Genomic DNA, 17,006 nt, shown 5'->3' on the forward strand with positions numbered 1-17,006 from the left:
CCTGTCGCCCACCCTGGGCAACGCGTATCCGACAGGCCGCCCATAAGTGTCTAACCTTTCATCCAGGGGCGCCTGCGCCTCTGGATGCTGGAAGTTGTCCGTGAAACGACCGTTCGAGGGGAAATCCCGATGAATTACAACTGGGACTGGGGCGTGTTCTTCAAGTCCACCGGCGTGGGCAGCGAGATCTATCTGGACTGGTACGTCACCGGTCTGGGCTGGACCATCGCCATCGCCGTCTGCGCATGGATCATCGCACTGCTGCTCGGCTCGATCCTGGGCGTCATGCGCACCGTGCAAAACCGGCTGGTATCGGGGATCGCCACCGTCTACGTGGAACTGTTCCGCAACGTGCCGCTGCTGGTGCAGCTGTTCCTCTGGTACTTCCTGGTGCCGGACCTGCTGCCCGAAGGCCTGCAGGAATGGTTCAAGCAGGACCTGAACCCGACGACCTCGGCCCTGATCAGCGTGATCGTCTGCCTGGGCCTGTTCACCGCCGCACGCGTCTGCGAACAGGTGCGTACCGGTATCCAGGCGTTGCCACGCGGCCAGGAATCCGCCGCACGGGCCATGGGCTTCCGGACCTCGCAGATCTACACCACCGTGCTGTTGCCCCAGGCCTACCGGATCATCATTCCGCCGCTCACCTCGGAATTTTTGAACGTGTTCAAGAACTCGTCGGTAGCCTCGTTGATCGGCTTGATGGAGCTGCTGGCGCAGACCAAGCAGACCGCCGAATTCTCCGCCAACCTGTTCGAAGCCTTCACCCTCGCCACGCTGATCTACTTCACCCTGAACATGGGCCTGATGCTGCTCATGCGCCTGATCGAGAAGAAGGTCGCGGTGCCTGGCCTGATCTCCGTGGGAGGCAAGTAAATGGAACTGGATTTCAGTGAAATCGTGCCGGCCCTGCCGGCGCTCTGGAACGGCATGCTGCTGACCCTGGAACTGATGGTCATGGGCGTGATCGGCGGTATCGTGCTGGGCACGATTCTGGCCCTGATGCGGTTGTCGTCGAACAAGCTGATGTCGAGGGTGGCTGGCGCCTACGTCAACTACTTCCGCTCGATCCCCCTGCTGCTGGTCATCACCTGGTTCTACCTGGCGGTGCCGTTCGTACTGCGCTGGATCACCGGCGAAGACACCCCGATCGGGGCCTTCACCTCGTGCGTGGTGGCGTTCATGATGTTCGAGGCCGCCTACTTCTGCGAGATCGTCCGTGCCGGTGTGCAGTCCATCGCCAAGGGCCAGATGGGGGCTGCCCAGGCGCTGGGCATGACCTACGGCCAGACCATGCGTCTGATCATCCTGCCCCAGGCCTTCCGCAAGATGACCCCGCTGCTGCTGCAGCAGAGCATCATCCTGTTCCAGGACACCTCGCTGGTCTACACCGTGGGCCTGGTCGACTTCCTCAACTCGGCACGCGCCAACGGGGACATCATCGGGCGCTCCCACGAGTTCCTGATCTTCGCCGGTCTCGTGTACTTCATCATCAGTTTCTCCGCTTCCTGGCTGGTCAAGCGCCTGCAAAAAAGGATCACCGTATGATTTCCATCAAGAACGTCAACAAGTGGTACGGCGACTTCCAGGTGCTGACCGATTGCAGCACCGAGGTGAAGAAAGGCGAGGTCGTGGTGGTCTGCGGGCCGTCCGGTTCGGGCAAGTCGACCCTGATCAAGTGCGTCAATGCCCTGGAACCCTTCCAGAAGGGTGACATCGTCGTCGACGGCACTTCCATCGCCGACCCGAAGACCAACCTGCCCAAGCTGCGCTCTCGAGTCGGCATGGTGTTCCAGCACTTCGAGCTGTTCCCGCACCTGTCGATCACCGAGAACCTCACCATCGCCCAGCGCAAGGTACTCGGGCGCAGCGAAGCGGAGGCCAACAAGAAGGGCCTGGCCCTGCTCGACCGCGTGGGCCTGAGCGCGCACGCCAAGAAGCACCCGGGGCAGTTGTCCGGTGGCCAGCAGCAGCGCGTGGCGATCGCCCGCGCCTTGTCGATGGACCCGATCGTGATGCTGTTCGACGAACCCACGTCGGCCCTCGATCCGGAAATGGTCAACGAGGTGCTCGACGTCATGGTCGAACTGGCCCACGAAGGCATGACCATGATGTGCGTGACCCACGAAATGGGCTTCGCGCGCAAGGTCGCCAACCGGGTGATCTTCATGGACAAGGGCAGCATCATCGAGGACTGCCAGAAGGAAGACTTCTTTGGCAACCCGAGCGCGCGACACGAGCGTACCCAGCAATTCCTCAGCAAGATCCTGCAACACTGAGGCTGAAGGTGCCCATTGTTCGCCCTGACGGGCAATGGGCGCTGGTGACGGCGAGGGCACTGTGATGAAATGCGACCCCGCCCTGTCCTTGCCTGACCCGCCTGCCTTCGCCGTGAAATCCCGTCTGATCCGCCAACTGCTGCTGCCGCCCCTGATCGTCCTGCTGATGGTCGGCCTGGGCTGCGTGGCGTTCATGCTGAGCGAGCGCAGCGGCATCCGCAGCCTGAGCGAAAACGGCGAACGCCAGCTCGAGCTGCATGCGCGCACCGTCGAGAGCGAGATCAGCAAGTACACCTACCTGCCCAGCCTGCTGGAGCTGGAAGACAGCGTGTCGACCCTGCTCGAAAGCCCGGAAGGCGAAGGGCGTCAGGCCGTCAACGAATACCTCGAAGGCCTGAACCGTCGCAGCCGCAGCAAGGTCATCTTCATCCTCGACACCAGCGGGCGTGTCCAGGCCACCAGCAACTGGCGCGACGCCAGCTCGTTCCTGGGCGAAGACCTGTCGTTTCGTGCCTACTTCCAGGACGCGGTGCGCGGTCGGCCGGGACGTTTCTACGGCATCGGCAGCACCACCGGCGACCCTGGCTACTACCTGGCCCACGGCCTGGAGGAGCACGGCCGGATCAAGGGCGTGGCGGTGATCAAGGTCGGGTTGGACACCCTGGAAGAGCGCTGGCAACGGGCCCGCCTGGAAGCCTTCGTCAGCGACGAGAACGGGGTGATCATCCTCTCCAGCGACCCGGCGCGGCGGCTCAAGTCGGTCTGGCCGTTGACACCGGAAGACAAGGAGCGCCTGGCGCGCAGCCTGCAGTACTACTGGTGGCCGATCAACGAACTGCAGCCGCTGGACCGCGAGGTGCTGGGCGACGGGACCGAGCTGCTGACCTTCCCGGCCCTCGACCAGACCGAAGAGAACGACAAGGAACGGCGTGCCGTGACCTACCTGGCCCAGACGCGGCGCCTGGCCGACACGCCTTGGCGCCTGACGCTGCTCACGCCGCTGCACGAACTCAAGCGCGAAGCGATGATCCAGGGTGTGCTGGCCGGGTTCTTCTTCGCCCTGCTGACCATCGTGCTGATCGCCTGGAACGAGCGACGCAAGGTGCTGGCGACGCGACTGGCGGCCCGCGAGGCGCTGGAGCAGGCCAACAGCCACCTGGAGCGACGCATCGCCGAACGCACGGCCGACCTGCGCGCCAGCAACGAGCGGCTCAAGGGCCAGATCCGTGAGCGCCGCCAGGCCGAGCAGACGCTGCGCCAGGCCCAGGATGAGCTGGTGCAGGCCGGCAAGCTGGCGGCCATCGGGCAGATGTCCACCAGCATCGCCCATGAACTGAACCAGCCGCTGGCCGCCCTGCGCACGCTGTCAGGCAACACGGTGCGCTTCCTGGAGCGCGGCGCCATGGACACCGCCAGCGCCAACCTGCTGACCATGAACGACCTGATCGACCGCATGGGGCGCATCACGGCCAGCCTGCGCTCGTTCGCCCGACGCAGCGACGACAGCGGCCAGGCTTCGCTGGACAAGGCGATCGAGGCAGTGCTGCAAGTGCTGGCGCGACGGATCGCGGCTTGTGGGCTGCGCGTGCACCGGGCGCTCGACGATCCGCGCCTGGCCATCGACCAGACCCGACTCGAGCAGATCCTGACCAACCTCATCGGCAACGCGCTGGACGCCATGGCCCATCAGCCTGCGCCCGAACTGTGGCTGGAGGGCGCGCTCGACGAAGGCCGCTATCGCCTGCACGTACGCGATAATGGCCACGGCATCGACGACGAGACCCGCAAGCACCTGTTCGAACCCTTCTTCACCACCAAGCCGGGCGAGCACGGCCTGGGCCTGGGCCTGACCTTGTCAGCCAGCCTGGCCGCAGCCGCGAAAGGCACGCTCAGCGTCGAGCATCCCGCCCATGGCGGTACGGCCTTCGTGCTCGTGCTGCCCCTGGCTACACCTCAAGCAACCGGTAGCGCACCATGACCCCCGAGCCTCTTACCGTCCTGATCGTCGAAGACGACCCCCACGTGCTGCTGGGCTGCCAGCAGGCCCTGGCCTTGGAGGACATCGCCAGCGAAGGCGTCGGCAGCGCCGAACAGGCGCTCGAACGCATCGACGAGCACTTCGCCGGCATCGTGGTCAGCGACATCCGCCTGCCTGGCATGGATGGCCTCGAACTGCTCAGGCAGCTCAAGGCCCGCGATCGCAGCCTGCCAGTCGTACTGATCACGGGCCATGGCGACATCAGCATGGCGGTCGGGGCGATGCGCAGCGGCGCCTACGACTTCATGGAAAAGCCCTTCTCTCCCGAGCGGTTGGTGGATGTGGTGCGCCGCGCACTGGAACAGCGCAGCCTGTCCCGCGAGGTCACCACCCTCAGGCGTCAGCTGGCCAGCCAGGGCTCGCTGGAAGCGCGCATCATCGGACGCTCGCCGGCGATGCAGCAACTGCGCGAGCTGATCGCCAACGTCGGCGACACCTCGGCCAACGTGCTCATCGAAGGCGAGACCGGCACCGGCAAGGAACTGGTCGCCCGCTGCCTGCACGATTTCAGCCGTCGTCATGACCGGCCGTTCGTGGCGCTCAATTGCGGCGGGTTGCCGGAAAACCTGTTCGAGAGCGAGATCTTCGGCCATGAGGCCAACGCGTTCACCGGGGCGGGCAAACGGCGCATCGGCAAGATCGAGCACGCCAATGGCGGCACGCTGTTCCTCGACGAGGTGGAAAGCATGCCGATCAACCTGCAGATCAAGCTGCTGCGCGTGCTGCAGGAGCGCACCCTGGAACGGTTGGGTTCGAACCAGAGCATCGCCGTGGACTGCCGGGTGATCGCGGCGACCAAGGCCGACCTGGCGGAGCTGGGCCAGCGCGGCGAGTTTCGCAGCGACCTGTACTACCGCCTGAACGTGGTCTCGCTGGAGCTGCCAGCACTGCGCGAGCGCCGCGAAGACATCCTGCAGTTGTTCGAGCATTTCCTCGAGCAGGCGGCCTTGCGGTTCGACCGTCCGACCCCGGCGATCGACAGCCAGACCCTGTCGCGGCTCATGGGCCATGACTGGCCCGGGAACGTGCGCGAGCTGCGCAACGTCGCCGAACGCCATGCCCTGGGCCTGCCGGCCTTCAAGAAACACGATGCCAGCACGGGCCAGACCCTGGGCTTCGCCGAAGCGGTCGAGGCCTTCGAGCGTCACCTGCTGAGCGATGCCCTGCAGCGCAGCGGTGGCAACCTGAGCCAGGCCAGCCAGGAGCTGGGCATGGCCAAGACCACCTTGTTCGACAAGGTCAAGAAATACGGCCTCGGCTGACCGATCACTCGCACGGACCCCAAGACATGGACCTGATCTTCAAAGCCGCCATCGGCGCAGGCGTGGTGGTGTTGCTGGCCATCTTGTCGAAGACCCGCAACTACTACATCGCCGGGCTGGTGCCGCTGTTCCCGACGTTCGCGCTGATCGCGCACTACATCGTCGGCAAGGGACGGTCGCTGGACGACCTGAAGACCACCATCGTGTTCGGCATGTGGTCGATCCTGCCGTACTTCGTCTACCTGGCCGCCCTCTACGTGCTGGTCGATCGGCTGCGCCTGGAAGCCGCACTGGTCGGCGCCGCGTTCGCCTGGCTGATCGCCGCCGCCGTGCTGGTGACCGTCTGGGTCCGCCTGCACTGACCCTGTCAAAGCGCGGCTGAGGGTCGGCCCGCGCACGGCGTCTCGATTGGTCAGATCTATCTACCGCGTGCGCTCGGTCATGCCTCGCTTCAATCCTCAGGCCACTTTCGGCCAAACGAGCGGATTGATGACATGAACGAACTGCCCACGCCCGACATCGCGCCACCCCTGTTTACCACGCACCTGAAGCTGGCTGCACCGACGTCGAACGCAGCATCCGAGGCCCAGACACGGCTCATCGAGCTGGAGACCGAATTCCATGGCCTGATCGTGCAGACCCCGACGCTGCATGAGGTGATCAACCACTGGATCGCGCGTCACGTGTCTCTCGACGCCGACACCGTCGGCCTGGTTTCCAGACAGAACGCCACGGTCCGCTTCGTCAGCCTGGCGCAGCTCGGCCTGCTCGCCTGGCATCATCCAGCGCTGCTCGAGTCAGTGCCCGGTAGTGTCGGCCTCGGCCTGGCCAATGGCGATACGCTGACGACCGAGCTGACAGCTGACGATGTCATCCAGGTGGTGCGCAGGCTCAACGTACGCGATGCGCTCCGGCAGGCTTGGGACCGCTACTGGCACGCCTGCCATCCCGCTTCGCCGTACACCCGCCTGCAGCGGGGTCAGTGGCTGTACCAGCAGCACCTGCTGGCGTCGTTGCAGGTCGCGCTGCATCGCCCGGACATCGACGTGTCGGCCGCGCGCCTCATCGAGGCGGTCCTGCTAGAGCCTCACGCGCCGCACCTGGACGAACAGCCGCTGACGTTCGAAAGCACCCCGGCCTGCCCGGGCGCGTTGGTGATCAGCGTGCAAGGGCTGGCCACCAGATGCGTGTATCGCCCGGATCGACTTCCCGGCATTACCGTCCACAGCGTTGACGACAACCTCTGGCACACGCTGACGGGCAACGCCGAAACACGAGCACCCCTGCAACGCTTCGCGCATCCAGAGGCGAGTTTCATGGTCTGGCACGAGGTGCTCTACAAAGAGCTGGAAGCGACAGTGACGCAGGCCACGGGCCGTCCGGGATGGCGCGCTGCCGCTGAAGCGCTGCAGGCTACCGAGCAACGGCAGCGTGAATGGCAGGCCACGGCGCGGCTGGCAGCGCCAGCGCCTGACGTGGCGAGCGCACCGGACGAGGCACCGGTTTCGCTGTTCGACTTCGGGGGCTTGCAGCTCGACGTGCCTCGTGCCGAGCGCGAGCTGCAGCTTCGCCGATACCTGGAACGCCTCGCCACACTCACCGAGCAGCAGGTCGAGCACCTGACGCGCTACCGAGCCGACTGGGTAGCTGCACGCGACAGCGTTCGCTCGAACGTCGATCTGCTGCTGCATACCTTCCAGTGGCATTCCGAGGTTTCGTCCATCGTGCTCGACGCCTCGCTGCTCCAGGCGCACCGTGACGGCCTGCTGGCCCATGCGCGACAGCAATGGCTGCTGGAGGAGATCGACAGCCAGGAACTGGCCCGTATCGAAGCCGTAGTCGCCTACGGTGACGCCGCAGCGGACGATTCGAGCGACCTGTACCTTCGCCAGCCGCTGATCCTGAAGGCGGCGCGCCCCGAAGACGACATGCCCGCGCAGAGCCATCGCCTGGCCGGAGCGGTCGTCATCGCGGGGTCGATCACGCCAAGCGGCGCGCCCACCGGCAGGCTGTTGCTGTACTGGCTGGGCGAGCATGGCGGCCTGCTGCGCTGCGTCGACCCTGCCGAACTCGAACGTTGCCTGGGCGTCGACCCCATGCACGGGGAATCGGTGGGGTATGCGGCGGTGTCCGGTAACCTGTTCGAGGTCCTGCTTCAGGACGTTCTCACCGAGGGACGCGCGTTACATCAACGCCTGAACGATCAGCACGCTCCGGCAACGCCTGCGCAGAGATTGCTCGAAGTGCGGGAAACGGTCGCCCAGCGGCTGCAGGTACCGCACCCGGCGGCACGCGAGGGAGCCTGGCTCATGCACCAGGAACAGCAGCGCATCGTACAGATGGCAGGCGGTGTCCCTGAGTGGCTCAAGCAACTGTCGGCGACGACCCGGGCGACCTTGAAGGCCACGGTCGAGGATTATGTCGTGGCCGCCGAAAAGGCCCATGCGCTCATGACCCGCGATCTACCTCCACGCGCGGTGCACAGCCGCTTGTTGGTCGCACAACGGCTCAAGCAAGATTTCCCGGACTACGACGACAGCCCGGTGACGATCGATCTGCCCGTCACCACCGAATGGCAGCACGATATCATTGCCGGCAGTGGCGCACCGGGCGTGCCGACCAGACAGCGACTGGTCCCCAGTGCGCAACGCGTTTCCATCGAGCTTGAAGCATTGCTTCTGGACAATGTCGATACGGCCGTCGCGCAGCGGCTGCACTTCGCCACCGTCAGCGTCGATACCCAGCACGCTACCCTGGCGCGTACGCTGAGTGCTGGGCTTACCCCCGCCTACCTGGAAACGCTGGCTCGGGAACTGGATCTGGCGCAGGCCTACGAACAGAAAATACTCGACGCCTACCGCGGCCTTCAGGAAGACACCTGTGCCGTACGCTGGCGCCGCGAGTGCCTGACCCGCCCTCTGGGCCTGATGCTCAAGCTGCAAGCCGTGCTGCTGGAGGCGCAGGGTACGCTGGATGCCCGGGGACAGGCGATTCTGGAACGCGTGCTGAATGCTCGAACCCAGGTGGAAGATCCTGTCGGGGCGCCTACTCCTCATCTGCTGCCAGCGATCCTGACGGCGGGCGGCCGGGATACCGACGACAAGCCTACAACCTTGAGCGGCGTGACGTTCATCCAAGATCGAACCAGTGGCATCACGCTAGTGTGCCAACCCGAACACCCTACGCGCCCTTTGCGTCAGTACGCCTCGCTGGAAGACGCCCGCCTGGCCCTCTACTCGGCAAGCGTGGAGGAACGCGAAATCCTCTATCTCGCTTCGCGGGCGCTGACGGGCGACCCTCGCGCGCACCAGTCGCGCTTGCGTCAGGCACAGCTCGAACGCTTCGACGGCATCATCGGCGTCGGCACTCGCTGGCCAGTCCACCTGTCGCTACCCCAGGTACTGCTCGAGTCGCAACTGGGCAGACTCATCACGGCGCACAGGAACAGCTCACGCTCCAACCAGGACCTCTGGCTGGAACAGTTCACCCAGCAAAGTGGCATGGTCTACAGCTATATCAAGATGGTCTTGGGCGTCTTGCCCTTCATAGGGTCGGTGGTTGCCCTCTACGACCTGGCCGACGCTGCCACAAGCGCGACGGCGGCCTTCCTCGACGGCGATGCTAGGCGCGGTATCGCCGAGCTCAACACCATGCTGCTGGCGTTGATCGACGTGGCCCTGGACCTGGGCACCGGAGTGGCCATCAACCTGAGCGTCGTCCGCCAGGCCACCCGTCAGCGACAACTGCGCATGCTGCGCGAAGGTCTTGCGCGGCCATGGACCGCGCACTCTTCCACGCCGCAAAAGACCTTCGCCTCGTTGCGCGAATATGCATACACCCGCCCATTGTCCCTGCAAGGCCTGCCCCCCGACACCCAAGGACGCTACGCGGGTGTCTACCGACACGCCGAAGGCGATTTCATCCTGATCCAAGGGCACCCCTTCGAGGTTCGCTGGGATGCGACGGCTCATACCTGGCGCCTCAAAGGCACGTCTGGTACTGGCTGGCAGCGCGCCGTGGCACTGGGTGAAGACGGTCAATGGGACACGCATCTCTCGCTGTATGGCGTGCACCTGTACGGCGGGGGGTCAGGCGGCGGGCAGACGCTCGGGCGTCTGGCAGACCAGGTGGAACCGTACTGGCCGGCTGCGCTGCGTGATCGTTTGCCACGTTTCCTGGTGGATCGACACTACCGGCGCCAACGTCTTCTGCAGCATCAGTGCTACCACGAAGAGGCCGCCCTGCAGCGGTCGCTGGCCTCCAGCAATGATGCATTCACGGCCTTCGAGGCATTGCCTGCTGCACAACGCCCTGCGCAGATCGCAGCACTGCTTGAAATGACCAACAACGATATCCGCCTGGCCAAGCGACTCCATCAGTCATGGGACAACTACCTGAGCGTCAGTGCTGGACGTAACCGACGCGTGCCACTGCAACAGAAAGGCAGGGTCGCCAAGGTCATCTGCGAACGCCTGCTCAACCAACTGGGGCTGCATGCCCAGCTCAGTCGGCAGACGCTTGGAGAAATGATGCACTTGCGAAGCGTGCAAGAGGGCCTGGATCTGGTCGAGCGTGCGCCTTACTTGCGTCAGATGCGCCAGCACGCCATTACCCAGCTGAATCGTCGCCAAGCCCTGTTCAAGACCATGGACGACCTCGAGCACTGGTACCCGTTGGCCGAACGCTCTTCGACATTGACTGCCAACGTCGAGCGCAACCGTGCGGCCTTGAATGAAACGTTCCGAGCGTTCTACCAGACCCAGCATCTGATGATCGCCTCCCAGCGTTACGACAATGTGTCGGTGGTCGCCGAGTTTCTGCTCGGACGCCTGGACGAGGTGGAGACCGAAGCACTGGCGGCGCGGAGCACCTTGCTCGACCTTCATCAGGTGTCTGCCAACGTCCAGCAACGGCGGCAGATCCACCAGCAAGCGCGCACTGCCTTCGAGCATTACAGACGGCAAGTGCAGACGACGCACGCCAGCCTGCCTGGTCTGTTCGACGAGGTGTATCTCGACCGGCTGATGGACAACCTGGACACCCTGATAGGCTTGATCGATCGGCAGGTCCGTCGATTGCCGGCCCTTTCATTGCAGCAGCCTGGGCCTGCGCGCAGCCCCAGGCTGTTCCTCGACACCGAAGGCCAGGTGCGAATCGGCGATTTCAGGTCTGCTGCCGGCCAGATGGTCGTGCTCGACGACGAAGGCCAGGTGCTCAGGCGCTACACCCACGCCCAGAACGATCGCTGGCAGCTTCAGGTACAGGCTCGTCAGCGCACACGCGCACTGAGCGAGCTGAAAAAGCTCGGCAACGACCTGCTGGGCGGCCTCGACGATTATCGCCATCGGGTCCGGCAGTACCAGCGCCAGGGCATGCTGGCCGTCGATCTCGAGCACCTGATGCAGATCAGGGCCGAGGACCTGGAGCGTTGCGCGGCGGACCTGCGCAGGCTGGACCCTGCCGCGAGCGAATTACCGCGCCTGGCACAGCAGGCCCAGGCCCTGCGCGCAGAAGGCAGGGTGATGCGCATCACGCAAGCCAAACGCACCGGCACGCCCGACACGGGCCATCTGGACTACCTGCTGGCGCAAGACGAAATTGCAGTGCGACGGATCGGAGGGCGCCAGACCCTGGGCGCCCAGGACTACCTCCAGGAGTATGCGATCGTCGACGTCACCGCCCCGGACCAGCCGACCCTCTGGTACGCGCACTTTCACTACCGCAAGGCTGACGCACCGTTCTCGGCCTTCAGCGCGGCGCACCTGAAGCGCGTGGCTGATCGCCATGTCGGTCGCGAGCAGCCGAACGTATGGCGTGGCACCATCAGCCCGCAGGCTGCCGAGCGGTTCTTCGCGCACGTGTAATCCCTCAGGCGGAGCCATCAGGCTCCGCCCTTCCAGGTGTCCTTCCATCGACAGATGCTCCAACATGAGACACACTCATGCGCCTTGCGCTTTTAGCCAGGCCTTGCTGAGAGAGTCATCGTGCTGGAAATCCGCCACCTGAAAACCCTTCATGCCCTGCGCGAGGCCGATAGTCTCGTGGAGGCGGCCGAACGCCTGCACCTGACCCAATCGGCCCTGTCGCACCAGTTCAAGGAACTCGAAGAACGTCTGGGTATGCCATTGTTCGTGCGCAAGACCAAGCCCATTCGCTTCACCAGCGCCGGCCTGCGCCTGCTGCAACTGGCCGACGCCATGCTGCCCCTGCTGCGCGGCGCCGAGCGCGACATCGCGCGGCTGGCCGGTGGCACCGCCGGGCGCCTGCACATGGCGATCGAGTGCCACAGCTGCTTCCAGTGGCTGATGCCGACCATCGACCAGTTCCGCGATGCCTGGCCGGAAGTCGAACTCGACCTGGCATCGGGCTTCGCCTTCGCGCCGCTGCCGGCGCTGGCGCGAGGCGACCTGGACTTGGTCGTGACGTCCGATCCGCTGGACCTGTCGGGGATCACCTACGTGCCGCTGTTCACCTACGAGGCCATGCTGGCGGTGGCCAACCAGCACGCCCTCGCCAGCAAGCCCTACATCGTGCCTGCGGACCTGCTCGACCAGACCTTGATCACCTACCCGGTCGAACGCGATCGGCTGGACATCTTCACGCGCTTTCTCGAGCCGGCGGACATCGAGCCGGCGACGATCCGTACCTCGGAACTGACGGTGATGATGATGCAACTGGTGGCCAGCGGCCGGGGCGTCTGCGGCATGCCGCACTGGGCCCTGCACGAGTACAGCGCCCGGGGCTACGTCAAGGCCAAGCGCCTGGGCGAAAAAGGCTTGTTCGCCACCCTGTACGCCGCCGTGCGCACCGACATGCTCGATGCGCCCTACATGCGCGATTTTCTGCTGACGGCCAAGGACACCTCGTTCGCCACCCTCGACGGGGTCAGTGCGGTGCGTTGAGCAAGCCGCGGTACAGCGGCAGGATCACATCGCGCGTGAGCGGCGCCGGACGGGGCAGCGATCACCTGTGAACGCCTTCGGACCAGGGCCGCTCAGTGTAAAGCGCGACGCGTGCCTCTGCCCGGCTTTACCCGCTTCGGCAGGACCGCCCGCGAAAGCCCTGTCGAAATAACCGCTTGCCAGCGCGACCGTGGTCGCGCATAACCGCTCGATGACTCTTTCCAAACAGCCTCTCTCGGCGCTCTGCGGCTTTCATCCGGCAGTCGCAGCCTGGTTCACCCGGCAGTTCGATCACGTCACGCCCGCGCAGGCGCGCACCTGGCCACTGATCCAGGCGGGCCAGTCCGTTCTGCTGGCGGCACCGACTGGATCCGGCAAGACCCTGAGCGCGTTCTTCGCAGTGCTCGACGAGCTGGTGCACCAGGGGCTGGCGGCCGAAGACGGGCTGCCTGACCATACCCAGGTGGTCTATGTGTCACCGCTCAAGGCGTTGTCCAACGACATCCAGCTGAACCTGCAACGTCCGCTGGAGGGCATCGCCCAGACGCTGGGGGCACAGGGCCTGGCAGCGCCACGCATCACCACCGCCGTGCGCACGGGCGATACGCCCCAGGCCGCACGAGCGGCCATGCGCCGCAAGGCGCCGCACATCCTGGTGACCACACCGGAATCCTTGTACGTGCTGCTGGGCTCGGCCTCTGGCCGCGCCGGCCTGGCCACCGTGCACACGGTGATCGTCGATGAGATTCATGCCGTGGCCGGCAACAAGCGCGGCTGCCACCTGGCACTGACCCTGGAACGGCTCGAGGCAGTGTGCGACCGCCCTCTGCGGCGAATCGGCCTGTCGGCGACCCAGCGCCCGGTCGAGCAGGTGGCGCGCCTGCTGGTCGGTCACGCGCGCCCCTGCGCCATCGTCGACATCGGCCATGCACGACCACGCGACCTGGCGCTGGAACTGCCACCGGTACCGCTGGGGGCGGTGCTGTCCAGCGAAGACTGGCGCCTGGTCTACGACCGCCTGGCCGAGCTGGCGCGCCAGCACACCACGACCCTGGTGTTCGTCAATACACGGCGCCTTGCCGAGCGCCTGGCACGGCACCTGGGCGAGCGCCTGGGGGTAGCCCAGGTCGCGGCGCACCATGGCAGCCTGGCCAGGACGCACCGGCTGGAGGTCGAGCAACGGCTCAAGCGCGGCGACCTGCAGGTGCTGGTGGCCACCGCGTCGCTGGAACTGGGCATCGACATCGGCGACGTCGACCTGGTCTGCCAGATCGCCTCGCCGGGCTCGATCGCGGCCTTCCTGCAACGGGTCGGGCGTGCCGGGCACCAGGTCGACGGTACGTCCAAGGGGCGGCTGTTCGCCACCTCACGGGACGACCTGATCGAATGCGTGGCCCTGCTCGACTGCGTGCGCCGCGGCGAGCTGGACGTCCTGCACATCCCACGGGCGCCGCTGGACGTTTTGGCCCAGCAGATCGTCGCCGAAGTCAGCAACCAGGCCTGGACCGAATCGGCGCTGCTCGACTGCCTGCGCCGTGCCGAACCCTATGCCGAACTCGAAGAGCGCGATTACCAGGCCGTGCTGCGCATGCTCGCCGACGGGCACCTCTCGCCCCAGGGTGTGCGAGGTGCCTACGTGCAGCGCGACGCCGTCAGTGGCGAGCTGCGCGGCCGTCGCGGCAGCCAGCTGGCGGCCCTCACCAGTGGCGGCACCCTGCCGGACAGCGCCGACTACGCCGTGATCCTCGACCCCCAGGCCCTGAACATCGGCAGCGTCAACGAAGACTTCGCGGTGGAGAGCACCGCAGGCGACATCGTCCAGCTGGGCAATGCGTCGTACCGCATCCTGCGGGTCGAGCCGGGTCGCGTGCGGGTCGAGGAGGCCCACGGCCTGTCGCCGACCATTCCGTTCTGGATCGGCGAGACGCCAGGGCGCAGTACCGAGCTGTCGGCGGCCGTGGCACGGTTCCAGGCGGCGTTCGACCGACAGTTGACCGAAAGCGGGGGCGATCGGGCCCTGGCCTTGGCCTGGCTGCGCGAACACTCTCGGCTCGAAGCGGACGCCGCCGTGCAGGTGTTCGATTACCTGGGACGGGCCTGGGCCGCCCTGGGCGCGCTGCCGTCCCAGGACACCTTGGTGCTGGAACGCGTCCTCGACGTAGCGGGCGACCCCTACCTGATCCTGCATGCGCCCTTCGGCAGCCGCGTCAACCGGGCGTGGGGCCTGGCTCTGCGGGCACGGCTCGGCCGCCTGTTCGACATCGACCTGCACGTGGCCGCTGGCGAGGATGCGCTGGTCTTCGCGTTGCCTGCCGCTGCGCACGCCGCGCTGACCGACCTCTGGCAGTGCCTGCCCAGCGCCACGGCCGAGTCGATCCTGGTCCAGGCGGTGCTCGATGCGCCGTTGTTCGACGTGCGTTGGCGCTGGAACGCGGCGGTGGCCATGGCACTGCCGCGGATGATCGCCGGGCGCAAGGTCGCGCCCCAGGTCCAGCGTCTTAAAAGCCAGGCACTGGTCGAGGCGGTGTTCCCTGAATTGGCCGAGACCGCGACGCCTTTCGCCGAGCGCCCGCTACCGGACCACCCGCTGGTCCGACAGACGCTGGACGACTGCCTGCACGAGGCCATGGACAGCACGGGCTGGCTGGCCCTGCTGCGGCGCATCGAGCAGGCCGAGCTGCGCCTGATCGGCCTCGAGCTGGCGACGCCCTCGCCGCTTGCCCTGGCCAGGCTCGACGCCAAGCCTTACGCGCTGGCGGACGACGCGCCGACGGCGGAACGGCGAGCCCAGGCGCTCTTGAACCGGCGTTGGCAAGCGCCGGCCTCGGCCGAGGCCTTGGGCCTGCTGGACCCCGAGGCCATCGAGACCACACGCGGCCGAGCCTGGCCCAGCCCGCGCACGCCCGATGAACTGCACGATGCCTTGATGACGTTGGGTGCGATCACCGAACAGGAAGCGTTGGGAGCGCCTGACTGGCGCCCGCTGCTCGACACGTTGGTTCAGGCCGGACGCGCCGTCTGCCTGCACGCCGACGGTCTGCGTCTGTGGTTCGCCCGTGAGCGCCTGCCCGTGGGCCAGGCCGTGTACCCCCACGCCGACATCCAACCGCCCTTCTCGCCGCTGCCTGGTTTCGATCGCCCGCTGACCCACGCCAGCGCGGTGCTCGACCTGCTGCGCGCGCGACTTGGCGGCCTCGGCCCTGTGACACTGGAGCAACTGCGTGCGCCGCTTGGGCTGTCAGCCGCGGCCACCGGACACGCCCTGGCGCAGCTGGAGGCCGAAGGGCAGGTGCTGCAGGGCCTGTTCACGCCGGGCACGCCAGCGCCCCAGTGGTGCGAGCGGCACCTGCTGGGGCGCATCCATCGCGACACGATCAAGCGCCTGCGGCGCGAAATCGAGCCGGTCGGTGTGCAGGACTACCTGCGCTTTCTGCTCGACTGGCAACACGTGAGCGACGACACACGACTGCGCGGGCCGCAGGCCGTCGATGAGGCGCTCGACCGGCTCGAGGGGTTTCCCTGTGCCGCAGCGGCCTGGGAAGCGGAGCTGCTGCCCATGCGGGTCGGCGCCTATGCCGCGCACCAGCTCGACCAGGCCTGCCAGGCGGGTCGCTGGGCCTGGTGCCGGCTGGCGACCCAGACCGCCGCCAGCCTGGTGCCCGGTACGCCGCTGCTGCTGATTCCGCGGTCGGCCCTGACGCTCTGGCAGGCGCTTGGGCAGGCGCCGGCCTGGGATCAGCTGGGCACGCGTGCGCAGAAGGTGCAGGGCGTGCTGCAGGCCCAGGGGCCGTTGCGTTTCGACGAGCTGCTTCGGCACGCTCGCCTGTTGCCAAGCGAACTGGAGACCGCGTTGCAAGCCTTGGTCGGCAGTGGCCTGGTGACTGCAGAGCGTTTCATCGGCCTGCGTGGCTTGATCACACCGTCGTCCAAGCGCACGTCCCGTCAGCGGGGGCGTGGGCTGGTGCCCCTGTCGAGCAGCCTGGACCTGGCAGGCCGCTGGACGCTGCTGGACAGGGCAGACGATGACCGCCACCCCTCACCCACCCAGGTCGAGCACATCGCCTGGGCGTTGCTGCGGCGCTATGGCGTGGTGTGCTGGCGGCTGCTGGCGCGAGAAAGCGACGCCTTGCCGCCCTGGCGCGAGCTGCTGCGCTGCTATCACCGCCTGGAGGCGCGTGGCGAGATCAGGGGCGGGCGTTTCATCGCTGACCTGGCCGGCGAGCAATTCGCCCTGCCCGAGGCACTGACAGCCCTGCGCCAGGTCCGTCAGCGTGCGCCGGACGGACGCCTGGCCGTGGTGAGCGCCTGTGATCCGCTCAACCTGCTGGGCAGCGTGCTGCCCGGTGCCAAGGTGCCGGCCATGGGCAGCAACCGGTTGCTGTACCGCGACGGGTTGCCGGTGGCGGTCCGGGTGAACAACCGCTACCGAGCGCTGGTGGACGCCGACCCGGATACGCAGCGACGCTGGCAGGAACGCTTGCTCAAGCCGGTGTCCTGGTTCGACTGACGCCGGCTGCGGACATTG

9 protein-coding genes are annotated in these 17,006 nt (G+C 66.4%); all 9 read left to right on the plus strand.

All coding sequences use genetic code 11. The annotated features are described in order from the left end of the window. Positions 1–129: 129 nt before the first annotated feature. Positions 130–876, plus strand: coding sequence for an amino acid ABC transporter permease (locus G7Z99_RS05400; protein WP_181092557.1), 747 nt, complete (start codon positions 130–132; stop codon positions 874–876). Continuing rightward, entirely contained in the window at positions 877–1,548 is a 672-nt protein-coding gene (locus tag G7Z99_RS05405) for an amino acid ABC transporter permease (RefSeq protein WP_181092558.1), read from the plus strand. Beyond that, positions 1,545–2,279, plus strand: a complete 735-nt coding sequence (locus G7Z99_RS05410) for an amino acid ABC transporter ATP-binding protein (protein ID WP_181092559.1) — start codon at positions 1,545–1,547, stop codon at positions 2,277–2,279. The genes G7Z99_RS05405 and G7Z99_RS05410 overlap by 4 nt, the downstream gene beginning before the upstream one ends. Positions 2,280–2,343: 64 nt before the next feature. Beyond that, positions 2,344–4,257 carry a sensor histidine kinase gene (locus G7Z99_RS05415; protein ID WP_181092560.1) on the plus strand — a complete coding sequence of 638 codons (1,914 nt, stop codon included), beginning with the start codon at positions 2,344–2,346 and terminating at the stop codon, positions 4,255–4,257. Continuing rightward, the gene (locus tag G7Z99_RS05420) at positions 4,254–5,579 is read left to right on the plus strand and encodes a sigma-54-dependent transcriptional regulator (protein ID WP_181092561.1); all 1,326 of its coding nucleotides are present in this window, start codon (positions 4,254–4,256) and stop codon (positions 5,577–5,579) included. Before G7Z99_RS05415 ends, G7Z99_RS05420 begins: the two co-directional genes overlap by 4 nt. Before the next feature lie 35 nt (positions 5,580–5,614). Beyond that, on the plus strand, positions 5,615–5,941 hold the full coding sequence (locus G7Z99_RS05425) for a GlpM family protein (protein WP_181092687.1): 327 nt from the start codon (positions 5,615–5,617) through the stop codon (positions 5,939–5,941). Positions 5,942–6,073: 132 nt separating this feature from the next. Continuing rightward, positions 6,074–11,443: a dermonecrotic toxin domain-containing protein gene (locus G7Z99_RS05430; protein ID WP_181092562.1), complete on the plus strand. Its 5,370-nt coding sequence runs from the start codon at positions 6,074–6,076 to the stop codon at positions 11,441–11,443. Positions 11,444–11,563: 120 nt separating this feature from the next. After that, a complete protein-coding gene (gene metR / locus G7Z99_RS05435) occupies positions 11,564–12,481 on the plus strand; it encodes a transcriptional regulator MetR (RefSeq protein ID WP_181092563.1) in 918 nt (305 codons plus the stop codon). A gap of 211 nt (positions 12,482–12,692) precedes the next feature. Further along, on the plus strand, positions 12,693–16,988 hold the full coding sequence (locus tag G7Z99_RS05440; RefSeq protein ID WP_181092564.1) for a DEAD/DEAH box helicase: 4,296 nt from the start codon (positions 12,693–12,695) through the stop codon (positions 16,986–16,988). The last annotated feature ends 18 nt before the right edge of the window (positions 16,989–17,006 follow it).

This window comes from Pseudomonas entomophila (assembly GCF_013523165.1).
Taxonomy (GTDB): domain Bacteria; phylum Pseudomonadota; class Gammaproteobacteria; order Pseudomonadales; family Pseudomonadaceae; genus Aquipseudomonas; species Aquipseudomonas entomophila_A.

Excerpts from the sequence above, each read along its gene's own strand:
- G7Z99_RS05440 (WP_181092564.1), top strand. The coding sequence starts at position 12,693 with ATGACTCTTTCCAAACAGCCTCTCTCGGCGCTCTGCGGCTTTCATCCG.
- G7Z99_RS05400 (WP_181092557.1), top strand. The coding sequence starts at position 130 with ATGAATTACAACTGGGACTGGGGCGTGTTCTTCAAGTCCACCGGCGTG.
- G7Z99_RS05405 (WP_181092558.1), top strand. The coding sequence starts at position 877 with ATGGAACTGGATTTCAGTGAAATCGTGCCGGCCCTGCCGGCGCTCTGG.
- G7Z99_RS05420 (WP_181092561.1), top strand. The coding sequence starts at position 4,254 with ATGACCCCCGAGCCTCTTACCGTCCTGATCGTCGAAGACGACCCCCAC.
- G7Z99_RS05415 (WP_181092560.1), top strand. The coding sequence starts at position 2,344 with ATGAAATGCGACCCCGCCCTGTCCTTGCCTGACCCGCCTGCCTTCGCC.
- G7Z99_RS05410 (WP_181092559.1), top strand. The coding sequence starts at position 1,545 with ATGATTTCCATCAAGAACGTCAACAAGTGGTACGGCGACTTCCAGGTG.
- G7Z99_RS05430 (WP_181092562.1), top strand. The coding sequence starts at position 6,074 with ATGAACGAACTGCCCACGCCCGACATCGCGCCACCCCTGTTTACCACG.